The organism is Actinoplanes sp. NPDC020271, assembly GCF_044388125.1.
GTDB lineage: Bacteria > Actinomycetota > Actinomycetes > Mycobacteriales > Micromonosporaceae > Actinoplanes.
Genome location: NZ_JBIRWQ010000002.1, coordinates 100,620 through 118,990, shown reverse-complemented (window position 1 = coordinate 118,990; position 18,371 = coordinate 100,620). Strand labels below are relative to the sequence as shown.

Annotated in this window: 14 protein-coding genes and 3 tRNA genes; 4 read left to right on the top strand and 13 right to left on the bottom strand. The window is 69.6% G+C overall.

What is annotated here, in order from left to right; genetic code table 11:
* Window positions 1–35 precede the first annotated feature (35 nt).
* The 3 genes from ACH442_RS04300 to ACH442_RS04290 all read right to left on the bottom strand — a co-directional run bounded on the left by ACH442_RS04300 (window position 36) and on the right by ACH442_RS04290 (window position 3,051).
* A complete protein-coding gene (locus ACH442_RS04300) occupies window positions 36–1,616 on the bottom strand; it encodes an MFS transporter (RefSeq protein ID WP_396121134.1) in 1,581 nt (526 codons plus the stop codon).
* 58 nt (window positions 1,617–1,674) lie between these two features.
* Window positions 1,675–2,130 (bottom strand): MarR family winged helix-turn-helix transcriptional regulator, encoded by a 456-nt coding sequence (locus ACH442_RS04295; RefSeq protein WP_396121133.1) that lies wholly within the window; start codon window positions 2,128–2,130, stop codon window positions 1,675–1,677.
* A gap of 135 nt (window positions 2,131–2,265) precedes the next feature.
* On the bottom strand, window positions 2,266–3,051 hold the full coding sequence (locus tag ACH442_RS04290) for a TIGR02452 family protein (protein WP_396121132.1): 786 nt from the start codon (window positions 3,049–3,051) through the stop codon (window positions 2,266–2,268).
* Between the two features lie 110 nt (window positions 3,052–3,161).
* On the opposite strand from ACH442_RS04290, the gene ACH442_RS04285 reads away from it, so the two are divergent.
* Window positions 3,162–3,482, top strand: a complete 321-nt coding sequence (locus ACH442_RS04285) for a hypothetical protein (protein WP_396121131.1) — start codon at window positions 3,162–3,164, stop codon at window positions 3,480–3,482.
* Here ACH442_RS04285 and ACH442_RS04280 read toward each other — a convergent pair whose 3' ends face one another.
* Window positions 3,483–4,337, bottom strand: coding sequence for a LysR family transcriptional regulator (locus tag ACH442_RS04280; protein WP_396121130.1), 855 nt, complete (start codon window positions 4,335–4,337; stop codon window positions 3,483–3,485). It abuts the gene before it with no gap.
* A gap of 101 nt (window positions 4,338–4,438) precedes the next feature.
* Here ACH442_RS04280 and ACH442_RS04275 point away from each other — a divergent pair, with 101 nt between their 5' ends.
* Complete coding sequence (locus ACH442_RS04275; RefSeq protein ID WP_396121129.1) at window positions 4,439–5,143, top strand: SDR family oxidoreductase; 705 nt, start codon at window positions 4,439–4,441, stop codon at window positions 5,141–5,143.
* A gap of 354 nt (window positions 5,144–5,497) precedes the next feature.
* On the opposite strand, the gene ACH442_RS04270 is transcribed toward ACH442_RS04275, so the two are convergent.
* From ACH442_RS04270 to ACH442_RS04230, 9 genes are all read right to left on the bottom strand, one after another.
* Window positions 5,498–6,841, bottom strand: coding sequence for a ferric reductase-like transmembrane domain-containing protein (locus ACH442_RS04270; RefSeq protein WP_396121128.1), 1,344 nt, complete (start codon window positions 6,839–6,841; stop codon window positions 5,498–5,500).
* 70 nt (window positions 6,842–6,911) lie between these two features.
* Window positions 6,912–6,982: transfer RNA gene (locus ACH442_RS04265), tRNA-Cys, on the bottom strand.
* A gap of 18 nt (window positions 6,983–7,000) precedes the next feature.
* A tRNA-Tyr gene (locus tag ACH442_RS04260) sits at window positions 7,001–7,081 on the bottom strand.
* A gap of 19 nt (window positions 7,082–7,100) precedes the next feature.
* Window positions 7,101–7,174: transfer RNA gene (locus ACH442_RS04255), tRNA-Leu, on the bottom strand.
* A 192-nt stretch (window positions 7,175–7,366) separates the two neighbouring features.
* Window positions 7,367–8,191: a hypothetical protein gene (locus ACH442_RS04250; RefSeq protein WP_396121127.1), complete on the bottom strand. Its 825-nt coding sequence runs from the start codon at window positions 8,189–8,191 to the stop codon at window positions 7,367–7,369.
* A gap of 11 nt (window positions 8,192–8,202) precedes the next feature.
* On the bottom strand, window positions 8,203–8,700 hold the full coding sequence (locus ACH442_RS04245) for a SigE family RNA polymerase sigma factor (protein ID WP_396121126.1): 498 nt from the start codon (window positions 8,698–8,700) through the stop codon (window positions 8,203–8,205).
* A gap of 385 nt (window positions 8,701–9,085) precedes the next feature.
* Entirely contained in the window at window positions 9,086–10,087 is a 1,002-nt protein-coding gene (locus ACH442_RS04240; protein ID WP_396121125.1) for a TAXI family TRAP transporter solute-binding subunit, read from the bottom strand.
* Window positions 10,072–12,081, bottom strand: a complete 2,010-nt coding sequence (locus tag ACH442_RS04235; RefSeq protein ID WP_396121124.1) for a TRAP transporter permease — start codon at window positions 12,079–12,081, stop codon at window positions 10,072–10,074. The genes ACH442_RS04240 and ACH442_RS04235 overlap by 16 nt, the downstream gene beginning before the upstream one ends.
* 41 nt (window positions 12,082–12,122) lie before the next feature.
* Window positions 12,123–17,357, bottom strand: a complete 5,235-nt coding sequence (locus ACH442_RS04230; protein ID WP_396121123.1) for a caspase family protein — start codon at window positions 17,355–17,357, stop codon at window positions 12,123–12,125.
* Window positions 17,358–17,422: 65 nt separating this feature from the next.
* Here ACH442_RS04230 and ACH442_RS04225 point away from each other — a divergent pair, with 65 nt between their 5' ends.
* On the top strand, window positions 17,423–17,755 hold the full coding sequence (locus ACH442_RS04225; RefSeq protein ID WP_396121122.1) for a hypothetical protein: 333 nt from the start codon (window positions 17,423–17,425) through the stop codon (window positions 17,753–17,755).
* The gene (locus ACH442_RS04220) at window positions 17,752–18,345 is read left to right on the top strand and encodes a hypothetical protein (protein ID WP_396121121.1); all 594 of its coding nucleotides are present in this window, start codon (window positions 17,752–17,754) and stop codon (window positions 18,343–18,345) included. Before ACH442_RS04225 ends, ACH442_RS04220 begins: the two co-directional genes overlap by 4 nt.
* Window positions 18,346–18,371: the final 26 nt, after the last annotated feature.

The following is an 18,371-nucleotide window of genomic DNA, read 5'->3' as shown; positions in this document are numbered from 1 at the left end:
AGTGGCGGGGTGATCCCCGCCACTCGGACGTGCGGTCAGTGGGGCCGGCCGCGCCGGATGCCGGCCATCGCGACGACCGCCCCGAGCAGGCAGAGCACACCGGAGACCAATGCCGCGGCGTGCACGCCGTGCAGGAACGCGGTGCCCGCGCCCTCGATCACCGCGGCGCGAACATTTTCGGTCATGTCGGCGTTGACCGGCGCGATGCCCATCGCCACCGCGTCCTTCGCCGCGGTCAGACCCCCGGCCAGCGGCGCGGGTACGCCGGCTCCGGTCAGGGAGCTCACAAGGGTGCTGCCGGCCCGGCCGCTGATGATCGAGATCAGCACCGAGGTGCCGAGCGCGCCACCGATCTGCAGCATGGTCGCCTGCAGGCCACCGGCCACCCCACCGTCCTTGACCGGGGCGTTGCCGACGATCGCCTCGCTCGACGCGGACATCACCATGCCCACGCCCAGGCCGAGGCCGATGAACGACGGCCACATCGCCCCGTAGCCGGAGTGCGTGCCGAGCAGCATCAGGCCGAACGACGCCGCGCCCTGCAGCACCATGCCGAGCGGCATCGAGAGTCGTGGGCCGAATCGGTCAGTGAGCGCCGCGCCGAGCGGCGAGGCGACCACCGAGGCGAGGCTCAGCGGCAGGGTCAGGACCCCGGACCAGACCGGGCTGTACCCGCGTACGTTCTGCAGGTACAGCATGATGTAGAAGATCGATCCGAGCAGCGTGAAGAAGTTGATCGCGGTGATGATCGCACCGATGGTGAGCGCCGGGCTGCGGAAGAGCCGCATCGGGAGCAGTGGATGTTCCAGCCGGGTCTCGAACCAGCCGAAGATGATCAGAATCAGTAGACCGGCGGCCGCCGTGACCAGCGTCCGCGCCGAGCCCCAGCCCCACGTCTCGCCCTTGACCACGGCGAACACCAGGACGAGGAGCCCGACCGCGAGCAGCAGCACCCCGGTCACGTCGAACCGGTGCCGGCCGGTGGAACTCTTGCTCTCCGGCAGCACGAACGCGCTGACGAGCAGCGCGATCACGCCGACCGGCGCATTGATGTAGAAGACGGATTCCCAGCCCACGTGCTGGACGAGCAGGCCGCCGACGATCGGGCCGAGCGCGGTGGACACCGAGGAGACCATCGCCCAGATGCCGACCGCCATGCCGAACTTCTTCGGCGGGAAGACCGCGCGCAGGATGCCCAGCGTGTTCGGCATCAGCAGCGCGCCGAACAGGCCCTGCGCCGCGCGGAACGCGATGACACCCTCGATCGACCCGGCCAGCCCGATCGCCACCGACGCGATCGTGAAGCCGGCGACCCCGACCAGGTAGTAGGTCCGCCGGCCGAATCGGTCACCGAGTTTGCCACCGAGGATCAGCGCGGCGGCCAGGGCGAGCAGATAGGAGTTGGTCACCCACTGCAGCTCGGCGGTACTGGCGCCCAGGTCACGGCCGATCTCTGGGTTCGCGATCGACACCACGCTGCCGTCCAGCCCGACCATGAACAGGCCGAACGCGACGGCGATCAGACTCAGCCACGGGTTGCCGCGCCGGCCTGCGGCCGCCGTCGGCGGCGGCGAATGCGCCGGGGTGGGGACGTCCGCGGAAACGGTCGAGGTCATCTGTGCTCCATCCTTGCTTCGATTGCTGTGGTACGTCGTGAGCGCGCGACCGCGTGCGTCATTCGTCCCGGGGTGGACGGCCGTCGCGGACGTGCCGGGCGATCCGGGTCAGTGCCGGGATCGCGGCGTGCACGGCCGCACGCTCGTCGTCGCCGAGCTCGCCGAGCGCCGCCTCGAGGTAGCCGCTGAACAGCGCCTGCACCTCGTCGGTGCGCTCGCGCGCCTGCTCGGTGACGTGCAGACGCACCACCCGGCGGTCCCGCTGATCCGGCTCGCGGGTCAGCAGCCCGTTCTTGACCATGGCGGTGACCAGGGCACTCGCGTTGTTCGGCTGCATCTGCAACTCGTCGGCGAGCTCCCGCACGGTCATCCCCGGAGACTGCCGCACCTGCCAGAGCGCGACGATCTGCGCTTCGGGCGGCTTGGGGTGGACGAAATCGCCCTGCAGCCGACGGTCCAGGCTGCGGTGCAACTGATGGGCCAGGTGCATGAGGGCGATCGCGTCGTCGGTCACGTGACGATTATTAGGTATGAGCGCATACCTATCGCAAGCCGGAGGGAGTTCGGTCACTTCCGCTTACGCGAAGGGCCCCTCCCGGCGTACGGGAAAGGGCCCTTGATCTTTGCGATGGTGACTTTCACCCCGGCGTCAGCCCAGGGCGTCCTCGAACGCCTTCCGGATGTTGCCGCCACGATCCAGGACGGCGAAGACAACCAGGTCGAACCATGGACTCACGGCCAGCGTCCGCGCGAAGACCTGGGCCACCTCGGCCGGGTCGTTGCCGAAGACACCGCAGCCCCAGGCGCCGAGAACCAGCACGCGGTGGCCGTGCGCGGCGGCGACCCGGAGGACGCGGGCGGCCCTGCTCTCCAGGCTCGGCCTGATCCCCGGGATCGCCGCGGGCTGGTTGCGGGTGATCGCGGACCGGTTCGGCGCCGCCGAGACCAGGAACGACGCGGGGTACGGCGCGGGGAGCAGCCGGCCCTTGTCGTCGCGGAACACCGGGACGGACGGGGCGTAGATGACCCGGTCGGTGTAGAGCAGCGACGGATCGGCGCGGTGGTAGGCGTAGAAGTCGCCGGCCTTCAGCAAGCACGGGTACATGGCCGAGGCCCGGGCCAGGCTCTCCTCCTGCGCCTGGGCTCCGGTGCGGAAGCCGCCGCCGGGGTTGCGGGCCGAGGCGAAGTTCAGCACGGCCGGGTTGTTGCCCAGTCGCCGGGCGGCCCAGAGCGTGGACTCCGGCGTCACCTCGATCCGCGGACTCGTCTCGACGGTGATCTCGGGCAGCGGGTCGTCCGGCAGGTAGAGCCGGGTGCCCTCGACGGACTGCGCGACCTGCGCGGCGATGTCGACGCGACCGGCCGGGCCCGCGTAGTGACCCTGCTCGGTGATCGCGACCGTCTCCTGGGCGATCGCCCGCAGTCTGGCACTCATGCCGGTGATCATCCAGCGTCGCGCATCCCCCGGGCGAACCATTTACGGCGCCGGCATCTACTCCCCGGGTCCGACGACAGGGGCCTCGACGGCGCGGCAGGATCCTCGGCATGATCGAGGTTCTCGCCGCCGTCCGCATCGGCGCACTACGCCCGGTGGAGCGTGCCGCCCACCTGGTCGGGGCAGTGCTGATGCTCTCCGGCGTGATCCACTTCGGGGTGTTCCTGGCCGACGACAGCCCGTGGGAGGGCCCGGTCTCGTGGCGCAAGCCGACGACGTTCGGGCTGTCCTTCGGGCTCACGCTGATCACGGTCGCCGGGGTGACGGGCTGTCTCGTGATGAGCCCACGGCTGCGGGCCTGGCTGCTGGGGATCTTCACGCGGTCGCGATCGCCACCTGGCGCTACCTCCTGGCCACGGCGATCGCGGTGATCATCTCCCGGACGTGAGCAGTGCTACGAAAGCGGCGGCGAGCGGGTCGGGCTCGTCGCGGGCGTACGCGACCAGGTCACGGACGATCGGCGGATCGGGGCGGATCAGCTCCGCGTCCAGACCGGGTGGGACGGCGCCGGCCGGGACCAGGGCGACCCCGAGGCCGGCGGCGGCCAGCAGCGGGACGGCCGCGGTCTGCTCGATGTGGACGGCGGCGCGCGGGGTGAAGCCGGCCGCGGCGCACGCCTGCACGACCACGTCGGCCAAGCCGTTACCGGGGGCGTAGAGCACCCAGTCCACCTCGGCGTAGGCCGCCATCGTGGTTGCGCCGGCATCCGGTTCGTGGGCCTTGACCAGCAGGAAGTCCTCCCGCCGGACGGTGAACACCCGCCCCGGCCACGACGCGGGCGGTCGCGGGCCGATTGCCAGATCGGCCTGGCCGGCGGCCATCGCGGCGGTCAACTCGTCGGCGTGGCGGTGCTCGAAGACCCGGACCCGCACGCGCGGATGCCGTTGCCGCCACGCGCGCAGCACCCCGGGAAGCAGACCCAGCGTGACCGAATAGACCGCGGCCAGCCGCAACTCGCCCTCGTCCAGGGCGCCGGCGCGCCGGGCGGCGAGCCGGGCGGTCTCGGCGGCGGCCAGAGCGGCCCGCGCGTGCGGCAGCATCGCGCGGCCCATCGGGGTCGGACGCACCGGGGACCGCTCGAGCAGGGTCGCTCCGGTGGCCCGCTCCAACGCGCGGATCTGATGCGACAGGGCGGGCTGGCTCACGTGCAACAACTCGGCGGCCCGGGTGAACGACCCCGTGTCGATGACGGTGACCAGGTACTCGAACTGCCGCAGCGTGGACATGAACAAATTTTATCGAAGCGATCAGAAGTATGTCTTGGCTCTATGCGAGCCGGTGAGGGATCAATGGGGGCAGGTTCTCGTCTCACACGAAGGAAGTTGTCATGAAAGATCTTGCCGGAAAACGCCTGGTGATCGTCGGCGCCGGAGCACACGTGGGTGCGGCGCTGGCGCGGGACGCCTCCGCCGCGGGGGCCGACCTGGTGCTCACCGGGCCCGACCTGGACCGTCTCCAGCGGACAGCGTCGACCTTGGCCGTGGCTCCCAGGGTGGTCCACGCCGACCTCACCGATGAGGAGTCGATCGCGCGGCTCGCCAAGGAAGCGGGCGAATTCGATCACCTGGTGTCGACCGCGGCGATGCCCGCCAACGGGCCCGTCCGCGAACTGGAACGCGCCGCCGTGGAACGGGCGTTCGCCGCGAAGGTGATCGGGCCGATGCTGCTGGCCAAACACCTGCGGCCGCGCGAATCGATGACGTTCTTCTCCGGGGTGGCGGCATGGCGGCCCGCACCGGGACGGGTGGTGATGGCCACTACCAACGGGGCCCTGGCGTTCCTGGTGCAGGCGCTCGCGGTCGAACTGGCACCCGTGCGGGTCAACGCGGTCTCGCCCGGGATCGTCGACAGCGGCGCCTGGGACGGGCTCGGCGACGGCAAAGCCGCGTTCCTGCGCGACGTCGCCGAACGCAACCCGGTGCGACGGGTGGGGACGACCGGCGACCTGGTAGGTGCGGTCTCGTATGTGATGACCAGCCCCTACGTCACGGGCACGGTCCTGCACGTCGACGGGGGCGCCCGCCTCGCCTGACCGCCGCCCCTCCCTGGCCCGCCGCCCGGACCCGGCATACCGGGACGCATCTCCACTCGGCCGCCCCGGACTCGCGTCGGTGGGCGCGGTCCAGCCGGTGGCTCGTGTCCCCCGGCCAGATCCGGGCCGGCGGCGCGATCGAGCGCACCGCCGCGAGGTCCGAAGGGGGTTCGGCCGGCGGGAACCGAGGTTCCGGAATGGACAGGTCCCGGGTGCGGCCTCCCCCATACCGAGGCAGCGCCCGGGACCCTCCGGTCAGGGACCGTCCGGGGGCATCTTCCGGACGGTCCCCGTCCCTGCCGGTCGCGCGGGTGGCGACCGGAACTCGAAGCCGGCGAACAAAGGCTCGATGAGCTAGCCGGCGAGCCGGAACCGTTCGGCGTGGACCTGCCGCCGCGGCACCCGCAGCCGCCGCAGACTGTCCAGCACCGACGACGTCATCGCTTCCGGGCCGCACACGTACACGTCGCGCGCGGTGATGTCCGGGACCAGCGCCAGCATCCGTTCCGGCGCGAACGGCTGGTTGTCGCTCCCGGTGCGGCCGGTGAGCAGGTGCAGCCGCGCGTGCCGTACGTCAGCCAGGTTCTTCAATTCCCCGAGAAGGACCGCGTCATGCGCGTCGCGCACCCGGTAGAGGACGACGACGTGACCGGTCAGCGCGGGATCCTCCAGCAGTGACCGGATCGGGGTGACGCCGATCCCGCCCGCGACCAGCACCGATGCGGCCCGGACGCGGTGCGCCGCGGTGAACGCGCCGTAGGGTCCCTCGGCGTAGACGCGTGTGCCGATCGGCAGGTCCCGCAGCCCGGCGCTGGTCGCCCCGACGCCTTTCGCGGTGAGCCGCAGCGACCGGCTGTTCGGCGCGGCCGACAGCGAGAACGGGTTCACCTGCCACCACCCGTTGTGCCCGGGGAACCGCCACAGGAAGAACTGCCCGGCCTGCGCACCGAGCCGGTCGACGGAACGGCCGGTGACGTGGACGGAGACGGTGTCCGCGGACTCCTCGACGACCGCGGCGACCCGCAGCCGGTGCCGCGCGTTACGGATCATCGGCACGAGCAGCCGGCCGGTGATCAGCGCGCCGATCGCGAACGCCCAGAGCCCCCACCAGTAGATCTGGGTGAACAGGGTGGCCTTGAACGCGGTGCCTTCGTAGACCTGGTGCAGCACGCCGAGCAGCACGACCACGTAGAGCAGCAGGTGGATCGCGTGCCACGTCTCGTAGGAGAGCCGGCGCCGGGCGACCCGGATCGACAGCACGACGATCACCAGGATCAGGACGGCCGCGATCATGCCGAGCCGGACCGGGAGCTGTTTCGCCAGGTCGGCGGTCTCGGCCAGGAACGAGATGCCGTCCAGCCGGGCGAAGCCGAGCAGCACGAACGCGGGGTGCGCGAGCACGAGCCAGAAGATCGCCTGACCGGTCCAGCGGTGCCAGGTGGTGAGGCGGTCCATGCCGAACGCCCGGTCGACCGTCGCGAGGCGGGCGACCAGCAGCAGTTGCAGCGCCATCGCGAGCGCCAGGTAGAGGCCGAGCAGACGTCCGAGCGTACCGGCGAAGTTCTTTCCCGGGCCGGCGGCGACGAACATGAGCTGGACGGCGACCAGGTTCACCACTATGAAGACCACGATCGCGACGCGCGCGACGCGGACGGATCGTCGGAAGGTGAGGACTCGAGGCTGGGTCACGGCGGTCATCCCGGTCTCCTCCCCGGCTGGGAGCTGCTGTCACCCGGGTGTACCAGCACCGGGCGAACCCGGTTCAACGAGATCGCAGCCGGATTCGAACCGGCGTACACCGCTTTGCAGGCGGCTCCCTGACCACTCGGGCATGCGATCGTGCTTGTCACGACTTCGTGCGGGCGGCAGGATTCGAACCTGCTCAGCGAAGCACCCGGTTTACAGCCGGGCCCGACTCTCCGACGTCGGCGCGCCCGCGTGGCGTGCATCCACGCAGTGCCCTCGGCGCGACTCGAACGCGCACCGCTGGCGTCCTCAACGCCAGGCCTCTGCCAATTGGGCTACGAGGGCATCTCAAGATCCGGAGAACAAAAAAGCCGCTTTTCCCGTACGTCGGGAGCAGCGGCGCAAGAGCACGAGCGACTGTCAGCCGCGCCACCGGTCCGGGGTGAGACACAGATACGTACACAGCATGGTGGTGATCTCCTGATCGCTCGAAGCTGTGCATGAACCTATGCCGTCCGCCCCGGACCGGCAACGCATTTACGCGCGGATGTGGAAGGACTCCTTCACCGTCAGGCTCGCCAGCTCCTGGGTGGTGAACGGCAGCGCGGCGAGCGAGTTCCTGGCCTGCGCCACGAAGACGACCGTGCCGTCGGCGTACCGGTAGGCCGCGGCCTGGTTCAACCCCTGACTACCGGAGGTCGTCGTGACTCCCACCTTCTTGCCACCGGCGTCGGCCACCTGGCACTGGCCCCCGATCTCCCAGAACGACTTCGCCAGCGCGCACGGATCCTCCGGGAGCCCGTTGTCCGGCTCGTGCACCTCGACGACGAGTTCGCCGGCCGCCGAGGCCTTCGTGAGCGTCACGCGCGCCTGGTAGGTCCACTCCGGATCCTCGATCGCCGCCTGGTGCGACTGGAGGTCGTCGTCGTTCGCGCCCTTCCCGGTCGGCGTGTCGTAACCGCCGGGCACCGTCGCGAGCAGCGTGTTCAGCAGCTCCTTGCCCTTCTGGTAGCGCGGTCCGCTGTCCGCGGTGGCGTCGCCGTTCGCCTCGGCCGGCCAGGACGGTTTGCTCTCACTCGGGTCCGGAGTCCCACCGGCGGCCGACCCGGGCGGCGGGGGCGTGGCATACGCACTCGGGGCCGGACCCGCGACCGGGATGGTCCCCGGGGTCGTGGACAGGTAACGCGCCGGGATGACGGTCACGGCGGCGAGCGCTACGACGGCGCCGGTGCAGGCCACGACCGTACGCCGGCGCTCTGCTCGTCTTCCGGCGGCGACAGCCGTCGACGACTCCATCGGTGGCGGCTCGGGGCTCTGCGTCACCACCGTGCGCAGGGCGTCGCGGAACTCGTTCTCGTCCATGGTGTTCCCCCTCATTCGGCCGGGACGGGCGCGCCGATCACCGCGCGCAACGTGGCCAGACCGCGGGCGGCCTGGCTCTTGACCGTGCCGGTGGTGGTGCCGAGCGCCGCCGCGGTCTCCTCGATGCTCAGGTCCTGCCAGTAGCGCAGCACCAGCACAGCCCGCTGCCGGGGCGGCACCTCGGCGAGCGCGCGCAACAGCATCAGGCGGTCCTCGACCGGGGCGCCGGGCGGAGCCGGGCGGTCGATCGTGGTGTCGTGCGGACGTTCCCGCCGCCACCAGCCCCACCGGCCCTCGTCGATGAAGGTCCGGATCATCACCTGGCGGACGTACGGATCCAGCGACTCCCGCCGTTGCACCCTGTTCCACCGCAGGTAGAGCTTGGTGAACGTGGTCTGCACCAGATCCTGCGCCCGGTGCCAGTCGCCGCAGAGCAGGTACGCCGTGGCGCGCATGCTCCCCGACCGGGCCGCGAAGTACTCCGCGAACGTCTCGTCACGATCGCTCATGGCGCCACCTCCGCTGCGCTCCGGCGTCGCCGTGAGTCACGAGCTCGCTCATGCCGTCCCCCATCGTTCGGTCGCGACAAACACGGGGTCACCGGCCGCCGGGGTTGCACGAGACTCGACTTTCGCCGGAACGGGAACGTGCCGAGGAGTTCGGTGTTCGCTCCGGCCCGGCGATCGGGCGGCTCGGGCCGCGCCGCGCGGGCCCGCAGGACACCGGGCTGCGGCCGGGACGCGCGGTTCCGGCTGGTTCTCACCGTGGTGGTTCGTCCCTCATGACCACGGTGAGAACCGGCCGGGAGAGCGAGCCGCGCCGCGGGCCGGCACCGGGACCGGATCGCGGAGGCGGTCGCACGGGCGGAGGCCAACGGCGTACTGCCGCAGGGTTCTATTCGGGGGCCTTCAGGTCGTCGAGGGCCTTCTCGGCACCTCGGTGCAGGGCGACCGGGGTGGTCTTGCGGGCGGTGCCGAGGCTGATCTCCTTGGCGGCGGCGTTGGCCTGCTCCAGTTGGGGCTTGCGATCGAAGAGGGTCTTCGTGAGGACGCAGGCGACGTTCGGGTCGAGGTTCTGACGGACGAGCAGGACGTTCGGGACGACGATCGTCTTCACGTCGGCGGCCTGCTGGTACGTGGCAGCCGGGATGACCGCCTGCTGATAGACCTGGTTGATCTTCTGCATCTCCGGGAGCAGCGGGGTGATGTCGAGGAACTCGACCTGATCCTTCGCGGTCGTCAGCAGGTCGGTGAGGCCCGGCGTGGGCAGCCCGCCGGAGAAGAACAGCGCGTCGATCGTGCCGTCCTTCATGCCGTCGACGGTCTTGGTCAGGTCCAGTTTCTGCGCGCTGACGTCCGTCGCCGCGTCGAGGCCGGCCGCTTTCAGGACCCGGTCGGCGATCACCTCGGTGCCGGACTTCGGCGAGCCGGTCGAGACACGTTTGCCCTTCATCCCGGCCACGTCCTTGATGCCGGCGGCCTTGCGGACGATCACCTGCGTGTAGTTGGTGTGGATCCGGGACAGCGCGGCGACCGGCTGCGGCGACGTGAAGCTGCCGGTGCCGTCGACCGCGTCGGCCGCCGTGTCGGCCAGCGAGAACGCCACGTCGTAGGTGCCGGCGACGAGCTGCTGGATGTTCTGCACCGAGGCACCGGTCTCCGCGGCGGTCGCCTGGACCCGGCTGCCGGACGCGTTGACCTGCTCGGCGAAGGCGTTGCCGAGGGCGAAGTAGACGCCGGTGGCGTTGCCGGTCGCGATGCCGATCCGGGTGTCCTGCCCGACCTGGCAGGTGACGTCGCCGCCGGAGTCGGTGGCGGCGGTGTTCTGCTTGCCGCCGCACGCCGCGGTGGCCAGCGCGAGAGCGGACAGGGTGGTGACGGTCAGGATTCGTCGCATGCGGGTCCTCCGTTCACAGTCTTCTTGATCCGGTTCTTCGTCACCGCGGCCAGCACCGCGGACATCGCCAGCGCGGCCACCCCGATCCCGAACGCGACCGGGTCCAGATAGAGCAGCAACAGCCCGGCGATCGCGCCGAGGATGCGGCTCGGCACACCCGCACGGCCCACGCCGGGGACCCAGCCACCGGTCGCCACGGCCAGACCGAGGACGGCCAGCCCGGCCGCCGCAGTCGTCCACAGGATCCCGCCGATCGGGCCGCGGGCCAGCAGGTACTCGCCGCGGTCGGTGAGCACGAACGCGATCGGGGCGAGGAACGCCGGCAACGCGTACTTCAGGGCCTGCCACATCGTCGGCATGGTCCGCCCGCCGGTGATCGCGCTCGCGCCGACCGCGGCCAGGGCGGTCGGCGGGGTCACCTCGGAGAGCACCGAGTAGTAGAAGACGAACATCGCGGCCGCCGGCGCGCCCACTCCCAGCCCGAGCAGCGCCGGTCCGATGATCACCCAGCCGATGATGAAGCTCGCGGTGACCGGCACGGCCAGTCCGAGGACGGAGAGCGCGACGGCGGCCAGCACGACGGTCAGCGCCAGCACCACATCCGGGTTGCCGGTCACCGCTTGCGCGCCGTTGACCAGCAGCGACGCCAGTTGCGCGCCGAGGCCGGTCTTGGTGGTGATCGCGGTGATCACGCCGGCCGCGGCGCAGACCGCGACCACCGGCAGGACACCGCGGACGCCGGCGGCGAGGGCGGTGAAAAGACGTACCGGGGAAAGCCTGGCATTTCTGTCGAGGAAGGACAGGACGACGGCGAGCAGCGTGGCGTAGACGACCGCGCGGGTCGCGCTGACCCCGATCGCGAGCAGGACCACGATCAGGATCAGCGACGAGAAGTGGTAGCCGAAGCGGGCCAGCAGCCGCCACGCGCTGGTGGCCGGCATGTCGACGGCGCGGACCCCGAACCGGCGCACGTCGATCTCGACCGCCAGCAGAATCCCCAGGTAGTAGAGGAGCGTCGGGATCATCGCCCAGCCGAGCACGGTCAGGTAGGAGACGTCGAGATACTCGGCGACGATGAACGCGGCCGCGCCCAGCGTCGGCGGGGACAGGATCGCCCCGACCCCGGCCGCGGCGAGCATGCCCCCGGCCTGCTCCGGCGGGTACCCGGCGCGGCGCAGCATCGGCCAGGTCACCGCGCCCACGCTCACCGCCGTCGCGGTGCCGGAACCGGACACGGTGCCGAGCAGGAACCCGGCGGCGACCGCGGTGCGCCCGGCCGCGCTGCGCGACCTGCGGAACGCCGCCACCGACAGGTCGACGAAGAACCGGCTCGCCCCGGAGAGATCCAGCACGGCGCCGTAGATCGTGAACAGCACGATGTACGTCGCGGCGACATCCAGCGGCGTCCCGTAGAACCCGCTGCCCGAGTTGTAGAGCGCGTCGACGATCTGCGCGAAATCGAGGCCGGCGTGCGCGATCGGCCAATTCTGCGGGAGCAGGCCGCCGTAATATCCGTACGCCAGAAAGGCGACGCAGACGATCGGCAGCGCGAGCCCGGTCGTTCGTCGCGCGGCCTCGACGACCAGCACGAGCAGGACCGCGCCGAAGGCCACGTCGACCGGCTCCAGCAGGGCCTGCCGGTCGAGGAAACCGTCATAACCACCGGTGAACGGATTCACCGGATAAAGGCACGCGACCACTGCGGCCCCACCGAGAATCCAGTCGGTCACGGTCGGCTTCCGGCCACTGTTGTTTCTTCCCTTGTACGCGAGGAAGACCAGTGGCAGCGTCAGCGCCAGAAAAATGATCAGGTAGAACTGGCTGCCCTGGGCCAGCGGACGGAACACCTGCCAGAGCGTGCGGACACCGGCCCCGGCGGCGACGACCGCCACCCCCGTGCCGACATGTCCGCGCAGCTCACGGGCGGGCCGCTCCTCGTCGTCGTAGTGAACCGCGGCCGGCTCGTCGACGGCAATAGATCGATCATCGCCCATGTACGGGAATCTACTATGCCGCTGCCCGCGCGAGGTCCCGATCAGTCGACAGCAGGCGCGGTGAACCCGCAGTACTCCGCGAACAGCGCCAACCGGCGCCGGACCTCATCCTCGCTCGCCTCGACCTCGCGGGCGGCCCGCGTGATCCATTCATCGGTGAGATCGACATCGGTGACGAGGCGGCGGCCGTCGAGACCCGGCGTAAGGATCACCACGTCGCGCCAGTCCGGCACTCGATCGGCCAGCCCGGCCGGCACCTCCATGAGCGCCGGCGCCACGACCACGTGTTCCCCGTCGCCATCAAGGGTTCCCAGAAGCGGGCGGAGCCGGGCAACCCGCCGGCCTATCTCTCCGACCCGCATGCCGAGGCGGGCAGCGACGCGAATGACATGATGCCCGTTCCACGAATAGGTCACATCGCCTGCGGCTTGAGTGTTCAGATAAGGCAGCGCAGACAGCATGTCGATGTCGTCCGGGCAGAAACTCAGGTCTCTGAGCTGCCCATCGCTGATTTCAGGCCACTGATGGAGTCGCAGCAGAGCCTGATATCTGTTGACGACATCCGAGATCGGATTGCGGTACCGACCTGCACAAAAGATCAGGAACGACCCGGTCAGATCAATGTTGTCCCTGTCCATCCAACGCAGGTCATTGGGCGGCACCTCCCCCAGCATGTCCCCCCAATCGAACTCCCGCGCAGAGATGGGAAAGCGACCGCCGAGCTCGGTGACGCGTTCCAGAGTGCGCGCGATGGACTCCCCGTTGATGACCGCCGACATGAGAACGGATGCCGGACTCAGGCAGCCCGCCCGGAACGGCTCGGAGCCGGTGCTGTGATGGGACAGAACGACCAGATCGTGTTTCGGCAGACCTTCGCCTCCGGCAGGTAAGACGAAGACACCGCCGATCGCGGCAGACTGCTCGTCATTCACCGGAACGCCCCAGACCTGCGCCACCTGCAACACATCATCGGGAGTCCGGCCCAGTTTCCTGGCCACCTCCTTCACTCTTTCCCACGTGGTGCCCCGTCGGCCACTGTCGATCAGCTCGGTGAGCAGCGTGGCCTCGACATCGGTCGGCGGTCGCTCAGGCAACAGACCACGGTTGTCCGGAAGAGAGACGCCGAGGATCGGCCCGAACGGCCTGAGCGTGGCAAGGATCGTGTCCGGCGACAGCAGGCACTGGGCGCAGAGCCAGGCAAGGAGGGCCGGCCGCTCACCGCTGCTCTCATCCCGGTCCCGTTCCGACAACCTGGTGAGAAGGCGTCGGTGGCGATTCACGGCCCGGAGGACCGGGAGCGCCTCAGCAGGCGCCGCCGCGGTCGGCAGCCGAGCCGCATCGGCCGGTAGCCGGATGTCCAGTACTTCAGCGAAGAGTGCCAGCTCGGCAACGATCTCCGCGGCGGTTCCCAGTCGAGCGGTGACCGCGACCAGAAGGTCCAGCGTTGTCACCTCGCCGTGCAGCCAACCACTGGGCCCCGAACCGGGAAGGGCGTTCTCCGACAGCACTGCAAGCAGCCTGTCGTCCCACACCGCCTCAGCCAGCCGCACGAGTTGCCCGACAGGCTGACCGAACGCCGTCAGCAGCTGCATCGCGCCGGGTCGATCGCATCCCCTCGCGAGCAGGGCATGCACCCACGAATGCGGCTTGAGCGCCCCACCCGCGAAAATGGCGGCTTCCGAAGCAGTCGCCGCCTCCAGGGCAGCCACATCCTGTGCTCTGCACTTGTACTCAGGATCCAGAGTGATCCCGAGCGGCCTCCTTCCCTTCAGGCGAAGGATGGCTTCGGCCCGCTCGACCCACGAGGCCAGCGGAGTCTGTGTTCGGTACGAGAACTCAGCAAGAACGACGATTTCCGATCGAGGTTGATTGAACGCCTCACACACCTGAATGTCTTTGACATCGGCTACCCGGTTCCAGTCATCCCCGGTGGACGGAGGCGGAACAGCTCCGTGCACCACGAATCTTCGAGTTCTGCTCAGCAGATCGGCCACCGGCCTTCCCTGAACCTGGCTGTTCTCCAGCAGAACAGTGAGGTCGTCGGAGCTCGTCACCAGCGGTGGCCGTAGCACCGCGGGGATGTCCATCGGCTCGAAGAGCGGGTGCCCGTGCGGTGCTGCGGGGAGCCGAGATGCGTCTTCCGCAGAAAACGGGAAGGAGTCATCGATATCGGCACCGTCGAGTGCAACCGGCACACCGCCGGCCCGCCAGCGAGCCACTGCGGATCCGCCGATCATCGGCACCGACATTTGCCAGAGACGGCGACCGTCGTACTCGGCGCCCGGCATCGCGCCGGGTTCCGGATCGCCGTCGACCTTGACCGGCCAGAGGCCGACGTCAGCGATGCGAGCCGACCGATTGTCGTCACGTGAGTTCGGCAGGGGCCGACCTCGTTCGCCGATCGCCTCCACGAGTGACTGAGCGACTCCCGGCTCCTCCACCGCAAACGCCCGCAGCCAGGTGAAGGTCACATTCGTCGTCGTGACGAGCCGGTCGATCGCCTCGGTCAGCTGTGCGCGCACCCACTTGCGGTCCCAGGCTTCCACCGACTTGCGGTCCACCGACAACGTCGCGCTGTGTTCGCCGGAGAGGTTCGCGACATAGCCGAAAACGCGGCGATCGGTGGCGATACCGTCGGACAGCACCATCCCGGAGCCTTCGACCCACCAGATACCGTTCGCCGGCTCCACCCACTTGTACCCCTGCGGGGGCCGCAACTCACCCGGCGGCCAGGCGAGGCGCCGGCCGGCATCCCGTGCCTCGACTTCGAACTCGGAGTACCAGAGGAGCTGTCGAACCGTGTCCACACAGGATACGGGCGACTCCGGGTTCGGCCGTAGATAGAGCCGCACCCGCGTGCCTCCACCGGCGCCGACGCCCGGTCTCGACGGCACGGTGTTGATGCGGAACAGGCTGCCGCTGCTCGCGATGCGGACCTCCAGCGTTTCCCGGGGCGCATTGGTCTCACGGTCGACGCGGGCCGTCTCGATCAGGATCTCGTCGGCCAGCATGAAGTAGCTGAAGACCCCGATCCCGAACCGCGAGTTCGGCCAGAAGCGCAGGTCGGTCGTTTTCTGCCATTCAGCCTGCTCCCAGAGAAAGTCGGTCGAGTTGACGAAGCGGCGGCCTGCCTTCGAGAACGTGTTCTTCAACTCGCTGCGGCCCATCCCGACGCCGTTGTCGACGCACTCGATGTATTCCCGGCCGTCCTCGTCGAAGCTCTGCGTGAAACTGATCTTCCCCCGGTAGTCCTGGCCCTTGAACTGGGTTCGCACATCGCGATAGCGGCACGCGTCCAAGGCATTCTGATACAGTTCCCGGATCGCCAGGGCGGGGTCGCCGTACAACTGCACGCCCATGAGCAGGTCACGAATCTCTCGGTGGTCGAGCCGGAACTGAAGCAACGGTGTCTCGTACGGCTTGCGGCCCGTCGCAAAGTCCTCTTCCGGCTTCAGCCCGGCTGTGCTGACCGTGAGCGGCAACCGGCCGATGACACCGTCCGACCGGCCGGGGGCTTCGTCAAGCCACTGCCGCATCGCCCGGAGCTGTTGCTGAGCCTCCTCCGCGGCCTCGCGTAGAGCCAGGTGTATGGCTTGGTGTGAACAACGAGCGGTGAGCGCGAGGGTCCGCTTCTCGTGGTCGACCTCCCACTCCGCATCCTGGACGGCTCGGTGGAGGGCAGCCGGCTCCAACGGCTGGTGGATACCGATGTGGTCGACGACCACCTCGCCGAGCCGCCGCACGTCCAGCGCGAGCACACCGGCCACGCTCAGCACGACGGCCAGTGTGCGGCCGCGCAGGACGCCCCGCTCGCCCCGGAAGGTCCGGACAGCGGCCGCGCGCAGCCGATCACCCTGCGCCGTGCCGTTGAGCAGGACTGTCAGGTCCTCCTCACTCGCGCCGAGCATCGATGCCAGGCCCAGCACCGCGCCGGTCAGCTCACCGCGGAAACCGGGCCGGTCCTCGATCGTCTCGGCCAGCAACCGGGACAGACTGATCGTCGGCTCACTCCGCCACAGGCCGACCTGGCGGAACACGCAACGATGGGCCAGCCAGTCCGCCAGCGCGTGCTGGTCGCCGGGACGTTGATCGAGCGACACGGCCTTCTGCCACACCCGGGAGTGCGCTGAGTGCATCGCCTCCAGCTCACGGCGCACCGGTGCAGCGCCGAGGTCTCTTCGCAGATTTCGAGGCTCGTACGGGACCAGGGCGCGGATCCCGGCCACGTGGGTGGCCTCGGCAATCAACGGGGCGGCGATCAGGGTCAGAGCTTCGGCGGGGAAGAGCTCGGCGTCCTCGGGAATCAGCTGATCCATTGCCTCGAGGCAGCGCCGGTAGAGATCGGCATCGCGCCACGGGTCGTCGGGTAGCTCGGCACGAGCCGCGTGCCAGGTCCTCCACACCATCCCGGCAAGCTGCTCAGCCACCTTCCGCTCGGCCGAGACGTCGGTGCCGGGCCGAACCCGGTTCCAGAGCGGTGAGCCGTCGATCGCGGTCTGCCACTCAGCCGCTTCGCTGGCACAGATCTGCTGATCGGCGAGATCGCCCGAGCCGTACTCGCGGGCGAGCACGGCGTTCTGGACCCGGTTCGGCTTGAACCTCCGGACCAGCTCGGCGAGTTCGTCCCGCACGGCGACGGAGACCTCGGTCAGGGTGCGCGCCGGATGCTGCGGCGCGAGCACGGTCGCGAGGGCTTTGGCGAACAGGCTCATCTTCAGGTCGTCGCTGTACAGACAGGTCTGCCCGGCGTCGCAGCCGAAGATGGTGGCCACTCTGGTCTTGTGCGCCGGGTTCAGCGCGCCGCGCCCGGACGTGGAGCCCGCCCGCAGCGACAAGCCCTTGTCCTCGTCGAGGATCTCGCGGCAGGCGTCCACGGCGAGGATGACCGCCCGAGCCTTGCAGTTGGTGAGGAACCGGCTGAGATCGGTGCTGACGAGCAGATCCGGGTTCGCCCGGGCACTCGACCGTGACGGGATTCCAGCCGGTACCACATAATCGCTGCCGCGCAGGGACACGCCGTGCCCGCTGAAGTAGATGAGCAGGATCCCCTCTCCGGCCGCGACGATCTGCTCCTCGATGGCCTGACGGATCTCACCGGTGGTCGGGCGGTTCGCCCCTTCGGCGCCACTGACGACCCGGATCCTGTCCTCGGGATAGCCGGTGGCCGTCAACGCCCGGCGAACACCGTCAAGATCATTCTGGATGTAAGGGATGTCCGGGAAATCGGATGCTCCGTAGTGCGGGACACCGATCAGGAGTGCATGGAATTCCGTCACGACTGTCGCCTGTGGATTCCGGCCCCTAACATTGCGCCAAGTTATCACTACGAAGGGGTGTTGCCATGAGCGTTCCGGACAGCATCTCGTACCGCGAGGAGTCGCCGGACGGCTGGCCCGAGGCTGTGGCTCAGAGCTGGGCCGTCGATGACGTCACGAATGGTGTGCGGCTCTCCGGCCCATGTCCGACGTGCGGTCATCCGACTCAGAGTCTGATCCTGCATGTCACGCTGGCGCCCGGCGCCCGGCCGCAGCCCGACACGAAGTCACTCGACCTGTCCCGGCCCGAGCAGTTGCTCGTCGTCTGCGAGTGCGCCATGGAGCATGCGGGTCGTCCGGCCGGGCGTTCCGGCTGCGGCCGCGCCGCATACCTGGACCTGATGACAGACGAGTCATGACCCGATACAAGCTGCGAGCCCGGCCCGGGACGGTGAGCGATGTCGACCGTGAGTGGCAGGCTCGCGCACGCCGGCTGACCCTCGACTCGTTGTACGACGTGCGAGCAGTCGCCGGCCGCGGGGCCGCGACCGTGGGGTCGCTCACCGGGTTGCTCAGCCTGGTGGCGCTGGTCGGCGGGCCGCGGGCCGCGGACCAACTGCCCGTGGCCTGGCGGATCATCGCGGGGATCTGTGTGCTGACCGCCATCTGCTGCGCGGGGGGTGCGACCTGGTGCGCCGCCGAGGCCGCACAGGGCAGCATCAGGCCGACGCTCAGCACCGCCAAGCGGGTCAGTGAGGAGTTCCGGAAGCAGGAGGACGAGGCGAGGACTCTTCTGCAACGCGCGAAATTCCTGGTCGTGGCAGCGATGGGGGCGCTGCTGGCCGCGGTCGCGCTGGGCTGGTTCGCGCCCAAGGAGGCCGGCGACGTCCTGGTGATCAGGCGGGGCGCCGACGTGTCATGCGTGCCGCTGAAGGACGGATTGACGCTGTCGCTCACGCTCGACGCCTCGTCGACGGTAACCATCGCGACGAAGTGCCCGGCGCGCTGAGGCGGTGTCCGATCGGCGCGGCGAGC